General features: G+C 45.2%; 22 protein-coding genes and 2 tRNA genes. 11 read left to right on the top strand and 13 right to left on the bottom strand.

Annotated elements, in window-relative coordinates:
• Positions 1-66: 66 nt before the first annotated feature.
• Positions 67-1,317 (top strand): threonine ammonia-lyase IlvA, encoded by a 1,251-nt coding sequence (gene ilvA, locus G3W54_RS00470; protein ID WP_162651198.1) that lies wholly within the window; start codon positions 67-69, stop codon positions 1,315-1,317.
• Here the strand turns inward: ilvA and G3W54_RS00465 are convergent.
• The gene (locus tag G3W54_RS00465; protein ID WP_162651197.1) at positions 1,314-1,550 is read right to left on the bottom strand and encodes a hypothetical protein; all 237 of its coding nucleotides are present in this window, start codon (positions 1,548-1,550) and stop codon (positions 1,314-1,316) included. The genes ilvA and G3W54_RS00465 overlap by 4 nt on opposite strands.
• 36 nt (positions 1,551-1,586) lie before the next feature.
• Positions 1,587-2,480 carry an AraC family transcriptional regulator gene (locus tag G3W54_RS00460; protein ID WP_162651196.1) on the bottom strand — a complete coding sequence of 298 codons (894 nt, stop codon included), beginning with the start codon at positions 2,478-2,480 and terminating at the stop codon, positions 1,587-1,589.
• Positions 2,481-2,639: 159 nt separating this feature from the next.
• On the opposite strand from G3W54_RS00460, the gene G3W54_RS00455 reads away from it, so the two are divergent.
• The 4 genes from G3W54_RS00455 (at position 2,640) to G3W54_RS00440 (ending at position 5,908) form a co-directional block, all read left to right on the top strand.
• The gene (locus G3W54_RS00455; RefSeq protein ID WP_162651195.1) at positions 2,640-3,407 is read left to right on the top strand and encodes an SDR family oxidoreductase; all 768 of its coding nucleotides are present in this window, start codon (positions 2,640-2,642) and stop codon (positions 3,405-3,407) included.
• Positions 3,408-3,530: 123 nt separating this feature from the next.
• Positions 3,531-3,923, top strand: coding sequence for a hypothetical protein (locus tag G3W54_RS00450; protein WP_162651194.1), 393 nt, complete (start codon positions 3,531-3,533; stop codon positions 3,921-3,923).
• A 72-nt stretch (positions 3,924-3,995) separates the two neighbouring features.
• On the top strand, positions 3,996-4,724 hold the full coding sequence (locus tag G3W54_RS00445) for a PEBP family protein (protein ID WP_162651193.1): 729 nt from the start codon (positions 3,996-3,998) through the stop codon (positions 4,722-4,724).
• 32 nt (positions 4,725-4,756) lie between these two features.
• Positions 4,757-5,908 (top strand): amidohydrolase, encoded by a 1,152-nt coding sequence (locus G3W54_RS00440; RefSeq protein WP_162651192.1) that lies wholly within the window; start codon positions 4,757-4,759, stop codon positions 5,906-5,908.
• Positions 5,909-5,911: 3 nt separating this feature from the next.
• Here G3W54_RS00440 and G3W54_RS00435 read toward each other — a convergent pair whose 3' ends face one another.
• The 5 genes from G3W54_RS00435 to G3W54_RS00415 all read right to left on the bottom strand — a co-directional run bounded on the left by G3W54_RS00435 (position 5,912) and on the right by G3W54_RS00415 (position 9,845).
• On the bottom strand, positions 5,912-6,466 hold the full coding sequence (locus G3W54_RS00435) for a DUF4166 domain-containing protein (RefSeq protein ID WP_162651191.1): 555 nt from the start codon (positions 6,464-6,466) through the stop codon (positions 5,912-5,914).
• Complete coding sequence (locus G3W54_RS00430; protein WP_162651190.1) at positions 6,463-7,584, bottom strand: saccharopine dehydrogenase NADP-binding domain-containing protein; 1,122 nt, start codon at positions 7,582-7,584, stop codon at positions 6,463-6,465. Before G3W54_RS00430 ends, G3W54_RS00435 begins: the two co-directional genes overlap by 4 nt.
• Positions 7,584-8,018, bottom strand: coding sequence for a DCC1-like thiol-disulfide oxidoreductase family protein (locus G3W54_RS00425; RefSeq protein ID WP_162651189.1), 435 nt, complete (start codon positions 8,016-8,018; stop codon positions 7,584-7,586). Before G3W54_RS00425 ends, G3W54_RS00430 begins: the two co-directional genes overlap by 1 nt.
• A gap of 16 nt (positions 8,019-8,034) precedes the next feature.
• Positions 8,035-9,009: an NADPH:quinone reductase gene (locus tag G3W54_RS00420; RefSeq protein ID WP_162651188.1), complete on the bottom strand. Its 975-nt coding sequence runs from the start codon at positions 9,007-9,009 to the stop codon at positions 8,035-8,037.
• 74 nt (positions 9,010-9,083) lie between these two features.
• Complete coding sequence (locus G3W54_RS00415; RefSeq protein WP_162651187.1) at positions 9,084-9,845, bottom strand: SDR family oxidoreductase; 762 nt, start codon at positions 9,843-9,845, stop codon at positions 9,084-9,086.
• A gap of 269 nt (positions 9,846-10,114) precedes the next feature.
• Here G3W54_RS00415 and G3W54_RS00410 point away from each other — a divergent pair, with 269 nt between their 5' ends.
• Positions 10,115-10,708 (top strand): hypothetical protein, encoded by a 594-nt coding sequence (locus G3W54_RS00410; protein ID WP_162651186.1) that lies wholly within the window; start codon positions 10,115-10,117, stop codon positions 10,706-10,708.
• Between the two features lie 60 nt (positions 10,709-10,768).
• Here the strand turns inward: G3W54_RS00410 and G3W54_RS00405 are convergent, their stop codons facing one another.
• The gene (locus G3W54_RS00405) at positions 10,769-11,176 is read right to left on the bottom strand and encodes a hypothetical protein (RefSeq protein ID WP_162651185.1); all 408 of its coding nucleotides are present in this window, start codon (positions 11,174-11,176) and stop codon (positions 10,769-10,771) included.
• 9 nt (positions 11,177-11,185) lie between these two features.
• Positions 11,186-12,361, bottom strand: a complete 1,176-nt coding sequence (locus G3W54_RS00400; RefSeq protein WP_162651184.1) for an NAD(P)/FAD-dependent oxidoreductase — start codon at positions 12,359-12,361, stop codon at positions 11,186-11,188.
• A 157-nt stretch (positions 12,362-12,518) separates the two neighbouring features.
• Between G3W54_RS00400 and G3W54_RS00395 the strand changes: the two genes are divergently transcribed.
• Positions 12,519-12,926, top strand: a complete 408-nt coding sequence (locus G3W54_RS00395) for an isoprenylcysteine carboxylmethyltransferase family protein (RefSeq protein ID WP_162651183.1) — start codon at positions 12,519-12,521, stop codon at positions 12,924-12,926.
• A gap of 116 nt (positions 12,927-13,042) precedes the next feature.
• Positions 13,043-14,332, top strand: a complete 1,290-nt coding sequence (gene pncB / locus G3W54_RS00390; RefSeq protein ID WP_162651182.1) for a nicotinate phosphoribosyltransferase — start codon at positions 13,043-13,045, stop codon at positions 14,330-14,332.
• Between the two features lie 28 nt (positions 14,333-14,360).
• Here the strand turns inward: pncB and G3W54_RS00385 are convergent, their stop codons facing one another.
• From G3W54_RS00385 to G3W54_RS00375, 3 genes are all read right to left on the bottom strand, one after another.
• Positions 14,361-14,780 (bottom strand): lipocalin-like domain-containing protein, encoded by a 420-nt coding sequence (locus G3W54_RS00385; protein ID WP_162651181.1) that lies wholly within the window; start codon positions 14,778-14,780, stop codon positions 14,361-14,363.
• Between the two features lie 81 nt (positions 14,781-14,861).
• A complete protein-coding gene (locus G3W54_RS00380) occupies positions 14,862-15,395 on the bottom strand; it encodes a dihydrofolate reductase family protein (RefSeq protein WP_162651180.1) in 534 nt (177 codons plus the stop codon).
• A gap of 145 nt (positions 15,396-15,540) precedes the next feature.
• The gene (locus G3W54_RS00375) at positions 15,541-16,599 is read right to left on the bottom strand and encodes an RNA methyltransferase (protein WP_162651179.1); all 1,059 of its coding nucleotides are present in this window, start codon (positions 16,597-16,599) and stop codon (positions 15,541-15,543) included.
• A 184-nt stretch (positions 16,600-16,783) separates the two neighbouring features.
• Here G3W54_RS00375 and G3W54_RS00370 point away from each other — a divergent pair.
• Positions 16,784-16,868 (top strand) — tRNA-Tyr (locus tag G3W54_RS00370).
• A 71-nt stretch (positions 16,869-16,939) separates the two neighbouring features.
• A tRNA-Gly gene (locus G3W54_RS00365) sits at positions 16,940-17,013 on the top strand.
• Positions 17,014-17,082: 69 nt separating this feature from the next.
• Here the strand turns inward: G3W54_RS00365 and G3W54_RS00360 are convergent.
• Positions 17,083-17,616, bottom strand: a complete 534-nt coding sequence (locus tag G3W54_RS00360; RefSeq protein ID WP_162651178.1) for a DUF2938 domain-containing protein — start codon at positions 17,614-17,616, stop codon at positions 17,083-17,085.
• A gap of 40 nt (positions 17,617-17,656) precedes the next feature.
• Between G3W54_RS00360 and G3W54_RS00355 the strand changes: the two genes are divergently transcribed.
• Entirely contained in the window at positions 17,657-18,088 is a 432-nt protein-coding gene (locus G3W54_RS00355) for a helix-turn-helix domain-containing protein (protein ID WP_162651177.1), read from the top strand.
• Positions 18,089-18,213 lie beyond the last annotated feature (125 nt).

The following is an 18,213-nucleotide window of genomic DNA, read 5'->3' as shown; positions in this document are numbered from 1 at the left end:
CTTCATTTATCTTGCCAAGCATTTGAAGCAGTTATACAAAGCGGATGGCAATAAAAGGTATGTAAAATGTCAGGCTTTAGATCTAATGTGGAAATGGCGAACAAAGAACTTCGTGTGCTGTTTGCTCCCACGCCATTGCAGAAGAACGAGCATCTTTCAAAAATGTATGATGCTGATATTTATCTCAAGCGAGAAGATTTAAGCCCTGTAAGATCTTATAAAATTCGGGGTGCTTTTAATGCCATGCGTAAGGCGCTTGCGGCTAATCCCGATCTGTCAACATTTGTGTGTGCCTCTGCGGGTAATCATGCGCAAGGCGTAGCATTTGCATGTAAGCATTTTGGTGTTCGCGGCGTTATATTCATGCCCGTTACAACGCCTGAGCAGAAAATCAATAAAACCTCGATCTTTGGTGGTGACCAGGTCGAGATTAAACTCGTGGGAGATTATTTTGACGACACACTCCACGCAGCACAAGAATTTTGCGAGCACGAAGGTGCTCAGTTTTTGCCTCCTTATGATGCAGATGATGTAATTGAAGGGCAGGCTACTGTTATTGCCGAAATTATGGAGCAGTTGGCGCAATTAGAACCAGATATGCTGATCGTACCTGTGGGTGGCGGTGGATTATCAGCAGGTTTGGTCAAGTTTATGGGCGAGGGCGACAATGACGTTGCATTCCGCTTTGCAGAACCTTCAGGGGGGCGTAGCCTGTTTTCCACCCTTTGCGCAGGTAGCATTGTTACGCTCGATTACGTCGATAATTTCGTAGATGGCGCTGCGGTGGCTCGTATTGGTGACCGAAATTATGAGGCGTTAAAACATGTAGACCCTGATCATGTGATTGGTGTTGACGAACGGCGTCTCTGCACGACAATGGTTGAGATGCTGAATATTGAGGGTATTGTGCTTGAGCCAGCAGGCGCGCTCACGATTGACGCGTTGAAGGATCTTAAAGATGAAATCAGGGGTAAGACAATCATCTGCATCACGTCCGGTGGTAATTTTGATTTTGAACGTCTGCCAGATGTCAAAGAACGCGCGATGCGTTATGAGGGGCGGAAAAAATATCTGATTTTGCGATTACCACAACGTCCGGGCGCATTGAAAGACTTTCTGAGCCTGCTGGGTCCTGATGATGATATTGCCCGTTTTGAATATCTCAAGAAATCAGCCCGAAATTTTGGTGCCGTACTGATTGGTTTGGAAACAAAAAATCCGGAAGGGTTTCCGGAACTCTTTGCGCGTTTGAACGATAACGGTTTTTCGTTTCAAGATATCACTGATAATGACATGTTGGCGGAAATTCTGGTTTAACTCCACCACCTGAAAAGCCCAATAATTGCCGAGGCAGCATAGAAGAACTGTAGAGCGAAAAAGGCCCAGCGCTTATCAATATACCCCCATCCGGCAAATAATAATGCGGATATGAGCAATAGGCTGAAACCCAAAATTTCGTTACCAGTATTGGATGCGATGAGAAGCGCGTAGGCCATGGCTAAAGCAGAGCCCGAAACTTCAAATATTGTGACAAGACGGTTTTTATCCATCGAATTATCTAACTCCTAAATTTGGAAAGTGTTGCCTTATACCATGATTACAATGCGACCTAAATCATTGCGAGGAGACGCGCCGAATTTACGAGTATACTCTCTAGTGAATTGTGTCGGGCTTTCATAGCCTACTTCAAACGCAGCTGATGAAATTGAAATATCACCTTGAGCAATAAGCCGCCGTGCTTCCATTAATCGTAATTCCTTTTGGTATTGCAGTGGTGACGTTGCGGTGATGGATTTAAAATGCTCATGAAATGATGAGGCGCTCATACCGGCGATATTAGCAAGGTCATTGATGGCAATTTGAGTTTTGAAACTCTTTTTAATTTCAGCAATTGCCTTTGATATACGGCTTGCGTGACTATCGCGGTTCAGAAGCTGGCGCAACATGCCACCATGTCTGGCTCGTAAAAGTCTAAAATGTAGTTCCTTTAGGATAAGTGGACCCATAACATTTGCCTCAGTCTCATCTTGCGAGAGCATAAAGTAGCGGCGCATAGCATCGATAAAATCATCATCAGCTTTTTGCATGCCAAGCGAGGTCACTTCAGAGGTTGAAACTCCATGGCCAATGATTTGACCATGGAGGCTGAGCAGAATGGATAAATCAATAGGTACAACCAAGGCCAGGTATGGTTCTTGCTCGCTGGCTTTTGTAATGCGAGAGATGATGGGCAAATTATGAGAGACAATAAAGGACTGTCCCGCCTCAGACCTGCATGTCTTGCCATCGAAGACGGCTTCTTTTGCGCCCTGTAGGATCATGCAAGTTACGGGTTCGTATACTGTCGCTTCAAATGCAGTTGGCTCAGTGTATTTCATGGCAAAAAGGCGTAATGGCTCATTGAAATTGGTTGAGCTATTGTTACCATGATTGCTGATGTATTTGTCCACACTTGCTATGAATTGGGTATCGATCATCATTATTACTCCTGCCAAATAGCTATAACTCTATGATTTCGACGCCTCAAGACAGATTTTAGATATCTGGAGAAATAGGCAGGTTATATGGAGTATAGGGCAGGTAGTTCTTATTTATGAACACTAAATTGGGTCATTGAACATAGATAAAGGAATAATGTTATGACCAAGGATGAAAACAAAATTGCATTGATTACGGGCGCTAGCCGTGGATTAGGCAAGAGTATAGCGCTGCATTTAGCTCAGAAGGGCGTGGGTGTAGTTATCACATATCATTCTAGCGGTGAATTAGCGGAGGAGGTTGTCGCTGAAATTCGTGCTAATGGTGGTAAGGCACAATCCTTACAGCTTGATACTGGTGAATTGGCTCAGTTCGACCATTTTATTGAGAGTTTAAGTGAGACCTTGAACAACGAGTGGGGTCGAAAAACGTTGGATTACCTCGTCAATAATGCAGGAATAGGTATTCATAATACCATCGAAAACACCCAAGAGGCTGAATTTGATCAGCTGATGAACATACATTTTAAAGGTGTATTTTTTCTAACTCAGCGCCTATTACCGACAATTGAGGATGGTGGGCAAATCGTCAATATCTCGACTGGCCTTACACGGTTTTCTATGATCGGGTTGGCTGCCTATGCATCTATGAAAGGAGCAATTGAAGTCTTTACTCGCTATTTGGCTCAGGAGCTTGGCCCGCGCAATATATCGGTAAATACAGTTGCCCCAGGAGCCATTGAAACTGATTTTGGAGGCGGTATGGTGCGTGATGACCCAATTGTAAATGATTTTGTGATCTCAACAACGGCCAAGGGGCGGGTGGGTATGCCAGATGATATTGGCGGTATGGTCAGTAGTCTTCTAACTGGCGATAACCAGTGGATGACAGCGCAGCGCTTGGAAGTGTCCGGCGGGCAACAGCTTTAGCTGGTTTTTAAAATCAAGAAGTGGTTTACTGATTTGGTTAAATTTTACGGAGCCGATTTAGTGTAAATTATGGCTTCTGATTTATGTTCACCCCAATTCAAGTTTTGAATTGGGGTGAGTATCATGGTTCAAAAAATCTTTGCATTATCTTTTGCTATCTTCGTCATGCCATTTGCATTTGCGCTGCTACTTCTGGGACTCATGGTGCTGCATCATCAGCTTTATGGCTTTGGTCCTGCGCTTATTCTCATTGCCATTGCGCTTGGACTATCAGGCATTTCATCAGCGATAAATGCGTTTAAAGCCGAAACCTCTCCGCTTTCATCATGGTTAGGTAAAAGATACCGTCGGGCGATCTGGGCACTTGATTTTAAGCGAGCTCGCCGTTGGAATGCGTTATGCCGACAAAACGCATCTCAGAGTGCACATATACCAACAATCGTATCTGCGGCGGTCTTTTTTATTGTGGGTATGGCATCTGTGGTGCCATCTGTGTTTGCCATTACATTCTACTAAGATTTAAATCTGGACGATAAAATGCTATCATTACGCATAGATTGAACGATTCATATTCGGGGGGGTATGTTTGTGTCACAGAAAATGAAATTAAAAACAATCCTCTTGCCACTAACAGTGTTATCCGTTTTGGCAGGGTGCGATGCAACATCAACATCTGTATTGACGACATCAGAGCAATCTTCAGTGCGGATTGCAGCGACCACGGGCGCTATAGATGTTTTGGGCGAGGTATGGGTCGATAACTGGTTCAGCCTTTATGTAAATGGTCAATATTTGACCGAAGACAGCGTGCCAATCACAACAGAACGCTCGTTTAATGCGGAACGCTTTAATTTTAAAGCCGATTACCCCATGACATTTGCAATTGAATTTCGCGATTATGCTCAAAACGAGACAGGGCTGGAATATATCGGCACAAACCGACAGCAAATGGGTGATGGTGGGGCGATATTCCAATTCACAAATTCAGCTAACCGAAAATTGATTGCTGCTTCGAATTCCAGTGTGAAATGTTATGTGGTTCAAACAGCGCCGATTGATACATCTTGCGCCAGCGAAGCTAATCCTGTGGCAAATTCTGGTTCATGCGCACAAGTCACATCTCAAATACCTGAAAATTGGACCGACCCGGATTTTGATGACAGTCGTTGGGAAAACGCGATCGAGCATGCCGAACAGAGTGTTCGACCAAAGGATGGATATGATGCGGTTAAGTGGCGCAGTGAGGCTAAACTTATCTGGAGTTCGGACCTTGTTCGGGATAATATTATGCTGTGTCGAATAAAAGTCACTCAATAGCTTCCTGTACGCAGATCATTATCGGATAAATTATGTCAGTCATAGAACTAAATGTGTTGGACGAACTCATTGCGTTGCGGCGTGAGCTGCATCAGTATCCGGAGCTTTCTGGCGAAGAGGAAAATACCGCCAACCGGATCAAAGCGTGGTTAGAGACCTGTTCACCAAGCCAGATTATCGATCAGATTGGTGGGCATGGCATTGCAGCGATTTTTGACAGCGAGACAGAAGGGCCATCTGTGCTTTTTCGGTGTGAGTTGGATGCATTGCCTATTTTTGAGGTTGGTCAGCCTAAATGGCGCTCTAAGGAAGATGGCAAAGCACATTTATGTGGCCATGACGGGCATATGTCGATTATCTGCGGTTTGGCACGCCATTTTGCAGAAAACCCACCTCGGAAGGGGCGAATAATCTTGCTGTTTCAGCCCGCCGAAGAAAATGGCGCTGGTGCGAGCGCGATAATAAATGATCCAAAATTTAGCCTCATCAAGCCAGATTATGCATTTGCGTTGCATAATTTGCCGGGTCGACCTCTTCATGAAATTGGTGTGAAATCTGGACCGTTTAACTTTGCATCCGAAGGCTTGATCGTGAATCTTGTTGGCAAAACCTCTCATGCGTCACACCCTGAAGATGGTATAAGTCCAGCCAGTGCCGTGGCCGAAATTCTCGCCAAACTTCCCAATGTGCCGCAAGAACTTGGTTATGATCATCGAACCGCACTTTGTACATTGATCAGTACCAGAATGGGCGGCAAAGCATTTGGCGTAACGCCAGCTGATGCACGGATCAAGGCAACATTGCGGAGCTCTACGAATGCTGCGCAGCAAAAATTGATGCATCATATGCAGGAGCTGGTAAAGCAAGTGGCGCGACGAAACGGCCTAGGGGTGACACTCAATCATCGTGAGAAATTTCTATCCTGCCAGAATGATCCTGAAGCAACTAATTATATTAAAAAGGCTGCCAAAAACTGCAATCTTGCGCTTGATGAGCTTCAAGAGCCATTTCGCTGGTCTGAAGATTTTGGTAATTTCAGTTTGGTCGCTAAAACTGCAATGTTCGTTCTGGGTGCTGGGCAAACACAACCGCAATTACACAATTCCGATTATGATTTTCCTGAAGAGCTGATTGAAACGGGTATGAAAATGTTTGTTAGTATCGCAGATGAGCTTTGCGGCTAGCAGCTATTCAGCCTCAGGCTCCAACCAACCTTGATAATGCATCAAAAGACCGATGATCGGTAGACTCACCTTTACATCAAAACGAAAGCGACCCTGATTATCTTGGAACTCGAGGGTTTCTGATTTGGGTGCCAAACATAGTGGCAGGGGAATTGGACCAATCTTCCAACCAATCACTGGCATAATGATCCCTTGATCATGAACATCTAAGCCTATCTCAAACCCTAAAATACCAAAGCGTTCGATGAAGCCATCGTTTTTCTCATGTGAAAGAACAGAGTGGAAAGATTTATTGCCGAATACTCGCTGCCAACGTTCAAAGCTAACGCCGGATTTTGCTCCATTTACGATTTTTACATCGACTTGAACTTCATCAGTCGGGGCAGGGAAACCGAAGAGCCAGCGTACAGACCTTGCTATTATACCTTGTCCGCCAGAGATAGAGGCTTTTCCGCGCCAGTGCTTTGGGCCATCCAGCGAATGGAAATTTTGTAAAATAGCTGGCAATTGGTCGAATGTTGCACCTAGTTTTGTTTGGTAGATTGATCTGTCCGTCATATCACTTTCATCTCAGTCGTGATGTGATGGTGCTGCATTTCAGCTTCAATCTCATGCAATGCGAGAGCTTTATCTGCGATCATGGCACCGGTTTCTATCTTCGCATTCATTAGCTTTTTGATTGCTGCTGCCATGGGTAGAATTGGAACAAACGTTCCATCATCATGCGTTGCAAGTAAGGACCAGCGAGTTGTTACATCCTGACCTTGTGCATCTGACCCTGAAATGAAGATCACCATACCGCCACGATCCGAGGTGAAAGGTCGAGTTAAACTACGGGCTTTAATCAGCAAAGGTGTCAGCTGTAGCGGGTTTTTTATCATGCCCCATTTAGCCAGATAACCAAGGCAAATCGTGCCCCATTGTTCTAATGAGGATTCAAGGCCTGTGTAGAAGGTTACATTAGATATGACATTGTGGCGGACTCCTAGATACAGTGCGTCATATGTCTCCACAGGTACGATGCGACGTTTTCCAAGATTTGGCACATCTATAATCTTGGAGTTAATAAGGCCAAAGACAGAATCCAGTTTACCGTTTTTCCATATTGGGATTTCTCGCCCTGCATAGCTTAAGAGAGCTTTTATGACGGAGGGGCCGACCTTGCTTTTGCCGCCCGGTGTAATAGCAAGTTCAATCTTATCGATTTGCTGCCAATCATTTGTAATTGTTTGAACCACATTGGCGGAAAGGGCAGGTGTCGTGCTGGCGCCTGTGATCGCCGTCAAATTATTTTCACGCGCGATCTCATTGAGATTGGAGGTAAAATGCTCGATATAGGTCTTGGCGTCAGCGAGGTCGATAAAGTGAGAACCAGATGCCAATGCCGCAAGAGCTGTTTCATAATCAGCGTCTTGGAAGGGGCCAGAGCAATCAACAGTAATATCAGGTTGAATATCTGCAAACATTGCTTTCAGGTTTGTTTTGCGATCAAAACCGACGCCTTTGATGTCAATACTTGCTTGTATGCTATCTGCAACTTTTTGTGCTTTCGCTTCAGATCGTGATGTGATGAAGAGGCAGACGTCCGCCTTTAAACTCACGGCAAGATGTTGCACAAGCCGTGTGCCAAATATGCCAGTTCCGCCAATAATCAAGATTTTAGGTTTACTATCCATCAAAGAACAAACCGGTGCTGATTATCGGCGTCAGGAATGATGCATGCATCGGTTTTGCCAAAGATTTTATAGCGGTTTCGCGCAACTTTCTCATATAACCAATCCCGAATTGGTTTAGGTATATACGTGCCAAAGCGCATGAGACGGACAACGCCTCGCATGTGCTGCGAAAGCGCTATCACACCGCTGGACTTAAAGTGTGGAAGGTCATTTTCAAAGAAGATAAATGTCTCGGGATTATCAGGATCAATATCTTTAGAAAGTGCCAGTTTGCGGCCTTCTTCAGATTGAATCGAGATGAATATTATGTCTGAGTTCAATTCATGTTTGAGGACATAATGAACAGCGCTATCACATAGAACGCAGACGCTATCGAACAGAAATATCGGCTGGCTTTTGTCCAGCGACTTCTTCTCGATATTAGGTTTTGTCATTATACATCCCGCTTAGTTACGGGACTAAGATTACCTTGCCATGAGCCCCCGGGGCAAGCACATATTCATGCGCTAATGCCGCATCTGCGAGCGGTATTTCCTTGCCTGTGATTGGCGTAAGGCTACCATCAGCTAGGCCAATTATCAGATCATCCATAATTGGCTTGATTTGTTCCGCATTAAGATTCCAAAGGGCCATGCCCATGACGTCCAGTTCTTTTGCCATAGTCATGCGCGGATTGATGGTAATTTCACCGCGATTGCCAATAATCACGATACGTCCAAACATGGCAGCAAGATCCAAATCTGTTGCCAGATTTACATTGGCCAGCATTTCAAGTGTTAGATCAACACCATCGCCATTTGTGAATGCCATGATTTCATCGGCATATCCTCCGCTGGAATGGTTGACCGCAAGATCTACCCCTTGTGACTTAAGAAGCGTCAATCCAGCCTGTGTACCTGCGGAACCAATGATTTTTGCCCCAGCGCGTTTAGCAAGTTGAATGGCTGATGTGCCAACAGAACCGCTGGCCCCGTGAATGAAAACTGTTTCATCTGCGGTTAGTCGACCTCGGTTAAAAAGTGCATGGTGAGCGGTTGGGTAGGACACACCCAATGCCGTGGCCTGAGCAAAGCTCACTCTGTCAGGAATTTTGATAACATCATTCTCGTTGCGCAGGATTTTTTCTGCATAGCAACCCAATCGATCAGAGCTAAATGCGATGCCTGTTGCTACACGATCACCCACCTTTAATGAACGGACAGTTGCACCAACGCTGGAGATGACCCCGGCGGCATCTCCGCCAGGTGTATAGGGCAATTCAGGTTTAACAATATATGTGCCTGTGCGTGTGTAAGTATCGGCAGGATTAACGCCAGCTGCCATCATGTCGATCACAACTTCGTTGGCAGCAGGAATGGGATCATTTTTATTCTCGATTTGCAGAACATCTGCATCACCAAATTCATTCACACAGATTGCTCGCATGATTTTATCTCCCTGAATCATATTGTTGGTAGAGGTATAAAGTGCAGGTGAAGTTTTGCAAAGCCGTTTGGGGTTTAAATCAACCCAACAAGCTTGCGGCCTTCATCTGTTTTGATTGTAAAGTCAGTGCCGTCAAACTCACGTGCCTCGTCTGTGGTCAGCCAGCAAATGGCTTCTCCGACCCAATCGGGCGAGATATGAGTTTCCCAGTCAATCTGCGAAACGGCATTAATGCCTGATTTTTTAATCGACATCATCATATCAGTTGCCACAGTACCGGGTGAAAGGCCGATGACACTGATACCTTTTTCGTTCCATTCACGGTTTGCACTGCGGGTAAGCGATGCAACTGCTGCCTTTGATGCGCTATAATGGGCCCAACCCTCTAATGCGCCATGCGCGGCGCCAGAAGACATGTTGATAATGACAGAGCGCCCACCATCGGCGGCTTCTAATAACGCAGGATAGGCTGCATGCATGCAATGATATACACCTTTAATATTGATATCGATTACGCTGCCCCAAGCATCTGGGCAGGTGTCTTCAATTCGGTCAATGGGGTCAATCACGCCAGCATTGTTGACCACAACATCCAGCCCGCCAAAATGCTGAACAGCACTATCAATTGCTTCTTTTATGCTGTCATAGTCCGATACATCGCATGTGAGCGCTAGAGCCTTATTGCCGATTTCAGCGGCAATTCGCTCAATGTCTTTGTTGCTTCTAGCTGCAAGAACCACATTTGCACCATAGCTAGCCGCTTTTCGCGCAGCGGCTTCTCCAATGCCTCGACTTGCACCTGTTATGAATACGGTTTTTCCTGAAAGGTTGATCATGCTCTCTCCCCACATAAATATCACCTGCCACATAATGTAACTTGCTTGGATAGATGGGGGTATGACGCCACAATTTCAAATACTAAAATTCAGGTATCGTAGGTGAAATGTAAAATATTCTGTTTTCCAAGATGAATGCTTGATGAACGGCCTATTCAGCAAGGTTTCAAAACCACTTCGTTAAAACATTCCTCATCGAAACAAATTCGAAATTTAAAATCTTTCCGGGGGCGACTACTCCGGACAAATTAATTGATCAGGAGCTTATTATGACGTTTGTTAAAACTATTTCAGCACTAGCCGTTTCATCAGCAATATTGGCCGTATCAACGGGTATTGCTGCAGCGGGTCCGATGCAAAATCTATCGATCAGTAAAAATGGTATTGACGCGGTGCCAATCGAAGTGAGTGTCGTTGGTGGCAGTTTTAAAAAAATTAAATCACCATCACATAAATTTCTTTTAAAAATATATGCCAAGGCCAAGCTTGCGAAAAAGGTAAAGGTAGCGCAGGTAACTACAAGTGATGCTCCGTATTTAGAGGCTGACCCGGGCACATGGAGCATGAAGTATTATCCGAACAAGCGAACTTTTTCGAAATCGCTTTCGCCTGTTATTACTATGAGTAAAGTCAGGTGGAGTGGAGCTGATCCAATTCAGGCATGTAATAACAAATTGAAAAGCAGCCGTAATATTCTGACTAAAGGAACAACAACACAGGCAACGGCATATTTTCAGTTGCATGCGTCTAACAAAAATGGGTTAAAAGGCTTGAGCGATAGTAAACATAACTCCACATGGATGTGGTATCCTGTTCAGGTTAAGTGTCTGCCAAACGCAATTGGCGGCAAGCTTAGCAACTAAACCTGTAACTGTTTTATACACCAATCCTGCGCGCTATCATCGTGCAGGATTTTTATTGTTTTAGCTTAATAATGTCATTACCATTGCAGCCAAAAGAATGGCTAAAATCACCAGATATTTAGATGATCTGAGAAGAAAATAACGTAGTTTCTCAACCTCGTCCGTGCGCCCTTCAGCTCGTAATTTTACGGTTTTGACATGATGAATGCGTCGCAATCCCAATAAAACACCAAGTAATCCAAGCAAAATTGGTAATACAGCCAATATATATGCAAGAATGATTCCAGAGGATAGATTTGTCATCTGATCATAGAATGCGCCATCGCAATGAAATTTAAGGTATATTTGAGTGCAGTTGCCCAAGAAGTTAAAGAATGAAAGGCTGATGATTGCAAATAAGCCAATAGCAAGCGCTACATAGCTTAAAACCTCCAAAGCAAAAAATGCCTTCTTACCGGCAGTGCTCATAGTTGATCCTTAACAAGCCTGCCCACAAACCCAGCCTGAACTCCAGGCCCATTGGAAATTATAGCCGCCGAGCCAGCCTGTCATATCTACAACTTCGCCGATGAAGTAAAGTCCATCGGTGTTTTTGGCTTCCATTGTCTTTGCGTTCAATGCACCTGTATCCACACCGCCAAGCGTGACCTCTGCTGTTCGATAACCTTCTGAACCCGCTGGCTTTATCCGCCAGGCATTGACAGATTGTCCAAGTTGATCGAGTTTGGCGTTGTTTTGATCTGCAAGATTTCCGGTCAGGCCTGAATGCTCAACGATCATTTGCGCAAGTTTGGATGTGATTAACTTTGCAAGCGCATTGCCAATAGATAGCTTGCCGGAACTTTGGCGCATGGCTTTAAGCTGCTCGGCAATATTTATCCCCTGGGCAAGGTCAACAATAATTTCTTCACCCTCGCGCCAATAGGACGAGATTTGCAGGATTGACGGGCCAGATAATCCGCGATGGGTAAATAGAAGTGCTTCATCAAAACTAACCTTGTTGCACGTGACTGAACTTTTGGTGCTCACGCCCGATAGCGGCTTAATTCGGCCTAGTAATTCGTCAGCAAAAGTCAGTGGCACAAGGGCAGGGCGGGTTTCAGTTACCGGCAGATCGAATTGCTCTGCGATCTGATAGCCAAAGCCTGTTGCTCCCATTTTAGGGATAGATTTGCCACCGCACGCCACTACAAGAGATTGCGCTTCCACTGCGTCATGTTCAAGTTGAATACTATATGTATCAGCCTTATTGATACTCTTGACTTCCGTGGATAAGCGCAACTCTACACCCGCCTCGCTCATTTCCGTCAACAGCATGTCGATAATAACTTTTGCTGACCCATCACAGAAAAGCTGGCCAAGAACTTTTTCGTGATAGGCCATTTTATAACTCTCCACCAACTTAATGAAATCATGCTGAGAATAGCGTTTAAGTGCTGAAATCGCAAAACGCGGATTTTGTGACAAAAATCGGTCAAATTTAGTGTTGATATTGGTAAAATTACACCGTCCACCACCAGAAATACGAATTTTTTCACCAGCAGATTTTGCATGGTCCAAAACAAGCACCTTGCGCCCACGCTTGCCCGCCTCAATAGCGCACATCATACCTGCAGCACCCGCACCAATTATCACGACATTATATTGTTTCATAACCTAGCGATTAGATGTCGGTGACTGCAATAACAAGAGTATTATTAAATTAAATGGAGCGGCTTCCTGCAAAACTGATATATTTGTCCATATCTGCCAGTTTAATTAGGATCTGTATATGCACATTCCACCGCCCGTTTATATGGTTCTTGCAATAATGAGTATTTTTTATGGTCAATCATTTTTCCCGCTCTTGTCCTTTGGTTTAGTTGAACAGAAGTTGATCGGAATTTTTCTTGGTATCGTTGGTGTGGTAATTTCCATTGTATCGGTACAGCGATTTCGTCAGTTTGGTACAACCATTCAGCCGCATAAACTTGATGAGGCCAAGCATCTTGTTAGCGATGGAATCTATAATTATTCACGTAATCCGATGTATCTTGGTATGGCGATCCTAATTGTATCTGCGGGGATATATGTTGGTTCATTTTTGTTTTTACCAGCACTTGTTGCATTTGTTTTAATTATCAATAAGTTCCAGATCGCACCGGAAGAGGCTGCGTTGAAGAGGCTTTTTGGTCAAGAATATCTAGATTTTAAGATGCGAACCCGCCGCTGGATTTAGGTTTGTGCGAGGCATGATTAAGGTCATAATTGGTTCTAGTTAATCGATTAAGAATTGCAAGCAGCCCCCTTTCTTTGTAAGAGGGAACTTCTTTAGGTCAACGAGGCTTACCTTTTATGGATATTGCGACACGGGTTTATAATCACAATTGGAAGATTAATCCGATCATTAGATCGCTGATTGATACTGATTTTTATAAGTTGTTGATGGCGCAAACCATTTTTACCCATAAGCCAGATACACGCGTAACATTTAATCTCATCAATCGCTCGACACATGTGCCGCTTGCGGATCTGATTGACGAAGGTGAATTGCGTGAGCAACTAGACCATATTCGCACGTTATCTTTGTCCCCGGGTGAAAGCACCTGGCTTCGCGGTAATATGTTTTATGGCAAGCGCTCTATGTTCCGCCCGGATTTTATGGAATGGTTCGAAGGTTTGAGAATGCCTGAATACCAGCTTGAGCGCGTTGGCAATCAATATCAGCTTGATTTTGAGGGCGACTGGCCGTCTGTCATGTTGTGGGAAATTTATGCGCTTGCTGTGATTATGGAGCTACGCTCGCGCGCTGTGCTTAAGGGTATGGGCAAGTTTGAATTACAAGTGCTTTATGCACGTGCAATGGCGCGGCTTTGGGAAAAGATCGAACGCCTCCGTGTGATTGATGGCTTGAAAGTTGCTGATTTTGGCACACGACGTCGCCATTCTCACATGTGGCAAGATTGGTGCGTACAAGCTATGAGTGAGGGCTTGGGTGACAAGTTTATCGGCACGTCAAACTGTATGATTGCTAGACGGCAAGAGGTTGAAGCCATTGGTACCAACGCGCATGAATTGCCAATGGTCTATGCAGCACTTGCAAAAGATGATGCCGAACTGGCCAATGCCCCATATCAAGTCTTGAGTGATTGGCAGACCGAGCATGATGGCAATTTGCTGATCATTCTGCCCGACACTTATGGCACCTATGGGTTTTTGGATAATGCACCAGATTGGCTTGCCAAATGGACAGGTATTCGCATCGACAGCGGTGATCCTTCTACAGTTGCAGAATATGCCTTAAAATGGTGGGAAAAACGCGGCGAAGACCCCAAGAAAAAATTGCTCATTTTCTCCGATGGGTTAGATACGGACGAGATCGAAAAACTGCATAAACGTTTTCACGGGCGAGCAAAAATCTCTTTTGGTTGGGGTACAAAGCTTACAAATGATTTCAGGGGATTAGTAGCTGATGATAGGCTCGCGCCGTTCTCGCTCGTATGTAAGGCCACATCTGCCGATGGCAAGCCCACGGTCAAATTATCCGATAACCCGCGTAAAGCTATGGGGCCATCAGAAGAAATAGCCCGCTACAAACGCGTGTTTGGTGTTGGCGATCAAGAAGAGTTTGATGTCGAGGTCTAGGAATTTTAGCGAAGTCTAGCTGCCTGACCTATTGCTTCCAGATTAGTTTAGCCGTTACATTTTGACCCTGAAATTGTGCGCCGGCTGCGCTTAAATGCAGATGTTCGCCGTCGAATGCGAAGTCGCGAACCTGATCTTTGCCAACCCAGTTTGGGAATGATGACATCGTGACGTGGTGAACGAGCTTGCTATTCACAAATTCATAAGTTCCAGCATAGGTTATTTGTGATTTTATGGCTGCAGAATCTTCATCTATTGAGCCACTAAATGGATCAGAACCGATGTAATTGGCGCGATTTGACATCATAATATGCACAAAGAGGTGGCCATTTTTTGCGTAATGTATGTATCCCTTTGCGTCCTCGCCAAAGGGAAATATCTCAGTGCCATCATCAAGTTCATTTACCCATTTAACGAGATTCCATGTTCCCAAAATTCGCGTATCCAAACTATCTTCCTTCTTCTGTTATTGGCGCTGAGCAATATCAGGCGCAGGTCATAGGCGCTGTTTGTGCCTATGACCTTGTCATTAATACTGGACTTCAAACTCCTGATAGATAATACCGCCATCATGAGCCTTCATCTCCAATTCTTTGAGCTCCGGCAGATGTGTAACGCCATCAAGCAGTTTTACGCCAGACCCTAGAATGATTGGTGCACGCTTTAATCGTATATAGCTCACAAGTTCGTTCGATATCGCCCAGCCAGCAAGTACACCGCCACCGCAAAGATAGATTGGTCCGCTGGCATCCTCCTGAATAGCGTGGATGGTCTCAGCGTTAGGGTTTGCCATTTGCTCTACTTGCGAACCGTCAGGCAGCTCAATTGTTGACGAAATCACGATCGAGCGCATATGTGGGTAAGGATTGTCACCGGGTGTCAGACCAAAGGCATAGCCAAACTCATAGGTCTTTCGACCCATCAGGCATGTTGAATATTGAGATAATCGTGTGGCGTAATCTTCAACAACTGTTCCTTCATGTGGAAAAGCGGACACGTCACCTTCTGGTCCAGAAATATAGCCGTCAATTGACACGGCAACGTCATAAATAATGGGATGCATAAGATGCTCCTAGAAAAAAGTAAGTCTTCGCGCAGATCACCTCAATATTGATGATCATCATGCAATTCATAAAAACAGACTTACTTGTTCATCGTCAGAGCACTCCTCATTTGTGGCTTGATGCTAGATGAAATTATTATTTTATTCAAGGTTGGCGCAGTAAAAAACGATGTGCGGCATAAAGCGATAGTGCTGCGGCATTAGATACGTTTAGCGATTTAATTGGGCCGGGCATATCAAGGCGGGCTAGATCACTCACAATTTCGCGTGTTTTATGCCGCAGGCCTTTGCCTTCCGCGCCTAAAACCAGTGCAATTTGCTGGCTTGAAAATGTCTCAACAAGGTCTTCCGGCCCTTCTGAATCCAAACCAATGGTCTGAAACCCCACAAAATGCAGTTCATCGATGGCTTCACCAAGGTTTTTAACCTCGATATGGTCAATCATTTCCAGCGCACCAGACGCCGATTTTGCCAGTACACCTGATTCTTGCGCAGAATTTCGCATCGTTGAAATAATTGCACCAGCGCCAAGAGCAACTGCGGAACGCATGATGGCACCGACATTGTGCGGATCAGTTACTTCATCCAACACAACAATCAATTGCGTATCTTTAAGCTGATCAAGCGATTTGGGACGTAAAGGATGAGCCTCGGCTACAATACCTTGGTGAATTGCGTCTTTGCCCACGAGACGATCAAGATTGCGGCCATCGGTAAATTCGACGGGGCAGGGCATTTGCCCCGCATTGCCTACATCTAATCGTTCCCAGGCATTTTCTGTTGCTAGCAGTTTGATGATTTTGCGACGTGGATTTTCAATGGCAGCACGAACGGTGTGCAATCCATAAAGATAAAGCGCAGAATTACCGCGGTTGCGATAACGGCTCGCGCGTGTAGATTTTTCACGAGGGCGTGGAGAATCATCAATATAAACACGTTCGCGTCTTTCTTGACGAGACGTGCCTTCCCGCGCACCTTCACGTACGTTGGGTCGACCTGTTGTTTTTCCATCAGGGTTTAGGCTTTGAGGAGAGAAGAGACCGGATGCTTTCTTTGCTGCTGCCAGTCCACCCGACTTCTGCCCTTGTTTCGCGCTATTTTTATTCTTTGCAGGCGGCTTTCCCGCTTTTGGGCCTGCATTCCTGCGTGAAGGCGCGCCAGAGGTACCTTTTCTCGGGGATCTTTTGTCTTTTCGCTCTCTCATAATGGCGCTTATAATCTATTGAGGGATCAGCGCAATGGTCGATTGTTGCCGCTTGTTCATTATAAGTGAATTTTTTTCGTCAAACTGTGTTGACAGATGGGCTAGCGAAGGCCATAACCCCGCTCAGATTCAAGCGAAATCGTTTGAGTTGATCGAACCAAATGTTCGATGAAAGCAAGGGTACGGAGGAGTGCCAGAGCGGTTAAATGGGACGGACTGTAAATCCGTTGGCTTAGCCTACGTTGGTTCAAATCCAACCTCCTCCACCATTGCTTTGACTATCTTGACCAAAATCGCTTATGGTCAGGAATAGCAGCGAGAAATCGCTGACATGTCTTACGCGGGCGTTGTGTAGTGGTAAGACCTCAGCCTTCCAAGCTGATGACGCGGGTTCGATTCCCGCCGCCCGCTCCAGACTAGTGTCATGTTGTGCCTATTTCCGTCCATCTATACCTTTCCTATTAATGGTGACTGGCAGCTTTATTACCATAAAGAAAGTCGGGCGCATATTACTCCCGTGAGATATGTACCCAGACCAAAGGACAAATGAGCAATTAGGCTTTTTTGACGCGTTATCCATGGAGATGGAGTTTTTGAAGCGGCGAAACCAAATCCGAAAGCCGGCTGCATTACCAGGAAAGGTGCAGCTACACTTGCAATGCCGATTATCATCGGATTCAACAGGCTTGGTGCATCAAGCCAGCTCTTCCCCGTAAATGCCAGCATTATGCCAGCAAATAATACTCCTATTGCATAATGAAACACCCACCCGATCGTCCGCTCATAACGGTTCTGGGGTGATTGCAAGATTGTTTTGTGGGTAAACTGCCCTTTTGGTATTCCAGCAATCCACCTGCCGACCAACGCATAATCTAAACCTTGGATGTTCCATAAGCTGCGTTGAAGCCATGCAAACATATCCATGAATGCAGTTGCGCCAAGACCAATGATAACTGTAGGGAATATTAAATCTATCAAACTCACAACACTTCCTTTTCTCTTGTTTGTGCGTGTCATTGGAATTACCATGCCACTTCAAGTGCACTTGAGGTCAAGTATGAAAGATATAGATATTGCCGAACTGTCAAAAAAGACGGGACTACCTGCATCGACATTGCGATACTACGAAGAAAAATCTCTAATAAGTTCAATTGGTCGGCGCGGCCTTAAGCGATTATTTGATCCGTCAGTGTTACAGCGTCTTGCACTCGTGGCATTAGGACGGATGGCAAACTTTTCTTTATCAGAAATCCGAACACTTCTCCTATCTAATCATGGTTCATCCATTGATCGCGACGTGTTACGTGCAAAGGCTGTTGAGATCGATCGGCAAATAAGTGTGTTGCAACAAGTCCGAAACGGATTAATTCATGCCGCCGAATGCCCAGCACCAAGCCAATTGGAATGTCCAAGGTTCCAAAAAATGATGCGTGTTGCTGCAAAGGAGCAGGCCAAGGCAACTAAACGAGCCAATATGTTGGTCCGTTAGTCTGTTGCCTATCGGTTGGATAAGCGTCTGTTAGGCAAGGCCTTGACTGACGATTGCGATGAGCGTGGCCCAAAATGCAACGCAGAATGTTACTGAAGCTAGCCAAAACTTTTGCTTGATATCTG

This window comes from Lentilitoribacter sp. Alg239-R112, assembly GCF_900537175.1.
GTDB lineage: Bacteria > Pseudomonadota > Alphaproteobacteria > Rhizobiales > Rhizobiaceae > Lentilitoribacter.
The sequence above is the reverse complement of the archived record's forward strand: the minus strand, read 5'-3'. Positions and strand labels throughout refer to the sequence as shown.

Coding starts and splice junctions, on each gene's coding strand:
- G3W54_RS00460 (WP_162651196.1), bottom strand. CDS start 2,480: ATGATGATCGATACCCAATTCATAGCAAGTGTGGACAAATACATCAGC.
- G3W54_RS00440 (WP_162651192.1), top strand. CDS start 4,757: ATGTCAGTCATAGAACTAAATGTGTTGGACGAACTCATTGCGTTGCGG.
- G3W54_RS00410 (WP_162651186.1), top strand. CDS start 10,115: ATGACGTTTGTTAAAACTATTTCAGCACTAGCCGTTTCATCAGCAATA.
- G3W54_RS00360 (WP_162651178.1), bottom strand. CDS start 17,616: ATGACACGCACAAACAAGAGAAAAGGAAGTGTTGTGAGTTTGATAGAT.
- G3W54_RS00415 (WP_162651187.1), bottom strand. CDS start 9,845: ATGATCAACCTTTCAGGAAAAACCGTATTCATAACAGGTGCAAGTCGA.
- G3W54_RS00380 (WP_162651180.1), bottom strand. CDS start 15,395: ATGCATCCCATTATTTATGACGTTGCCGTGTCAATTGACGGCTATATT.
- G3W54_RS00450 (WP_162651194.1), top strand. CDS start 3,531: ATGGTTCAAAAAATCTTTGCATTATCTTTTGCTATCTTCGTCATGCCA.
- G3W54_RS00425 (WP_162651189.1), bottom strand. CDS start 8,018: ATGACAAAACCTAATATCGAGAAGAAGTCGCTGGACAAAAGCCAGCCG.
- G3W54_RS00455 (WP_162651195.1), top strand. CDS start 2,640: ATGACCAAGGATGAAAACAAAATTGCATTGATTACGGGCGCTAGCCGT.
- G3W54_RS00430 (WP_162651190.1), bottom strand. CDS start 7,584: ATGGATAGTAAACCTAAAATCTTGATTATTGGCGGAACTGGCATATTT.
- G3W54_RS00435 (WP_162651191.1), bottom strand. CDS start 6,466: ATGACGGACAGATCAATCTACCAAACAAAACTAGGTGCAACATTCGAC.
- G3W54_RS00355 (WP_162651177.1), top strand. CDS start 17,657: ATGAAAGATATAGATATTGCCGAACTGTCAAAAAAGACGGGACTACCT.
- pncB (WP_162651182.1), top strand. CDS start 13,043: ATGGATATTGCGACACGGGTTTATAATCACAATTGGAAGATTAATCCG.
- ilvA (WP_162651198.1), top strand. CDS start 67: ATGTCAGGCTTTAGATCTAATGTGGAAATGGCGAACAAAGAACTTCGT.
- G3W54_RS00395 (WP_162651183.1), top strand. CDS start 12,519: ATGAGTATTTTTTATGGTCAATCATTTTTCCCGCTCTTGTCCTTTGGT.
- G3W54_RS00375 (WP_162651179.1), bottom strand. CDS start 16,599: ATGAGAGAGCGAAAAGACAAAAGATCCCCGAGAAAAGGTACCTCTGGC.
- G3W54_RS00420 (WP_162651188.1), bottom strand. CDS start 9,009: ATGCGAGCAATCTGTGTGAATGAATTTGGTGATGCAGATGTTCTGCAA.
- G3W54_RS00400 (WP_162651184.1), bottom strand. CDS start 12,361: ATGAAACAATATAATGTCGTGATAATTGGTGCGGGTGCTGCAGGTATG.
- G3W54_RS00465 (WP_162651197.1), bottom strand. CDS start 1,550: ATGGATAAAAACCGTCTTGTCACAATATTTGAAGTTTCGGGCTCTGCT.
- G3W54_RS00405 (WP_162651185.1), bottom strand. CDS start 11,176: ATGAGCACTGCCGGTAAGAAGGCATTTTTTGCTTTGGAGGTTTTAAGC.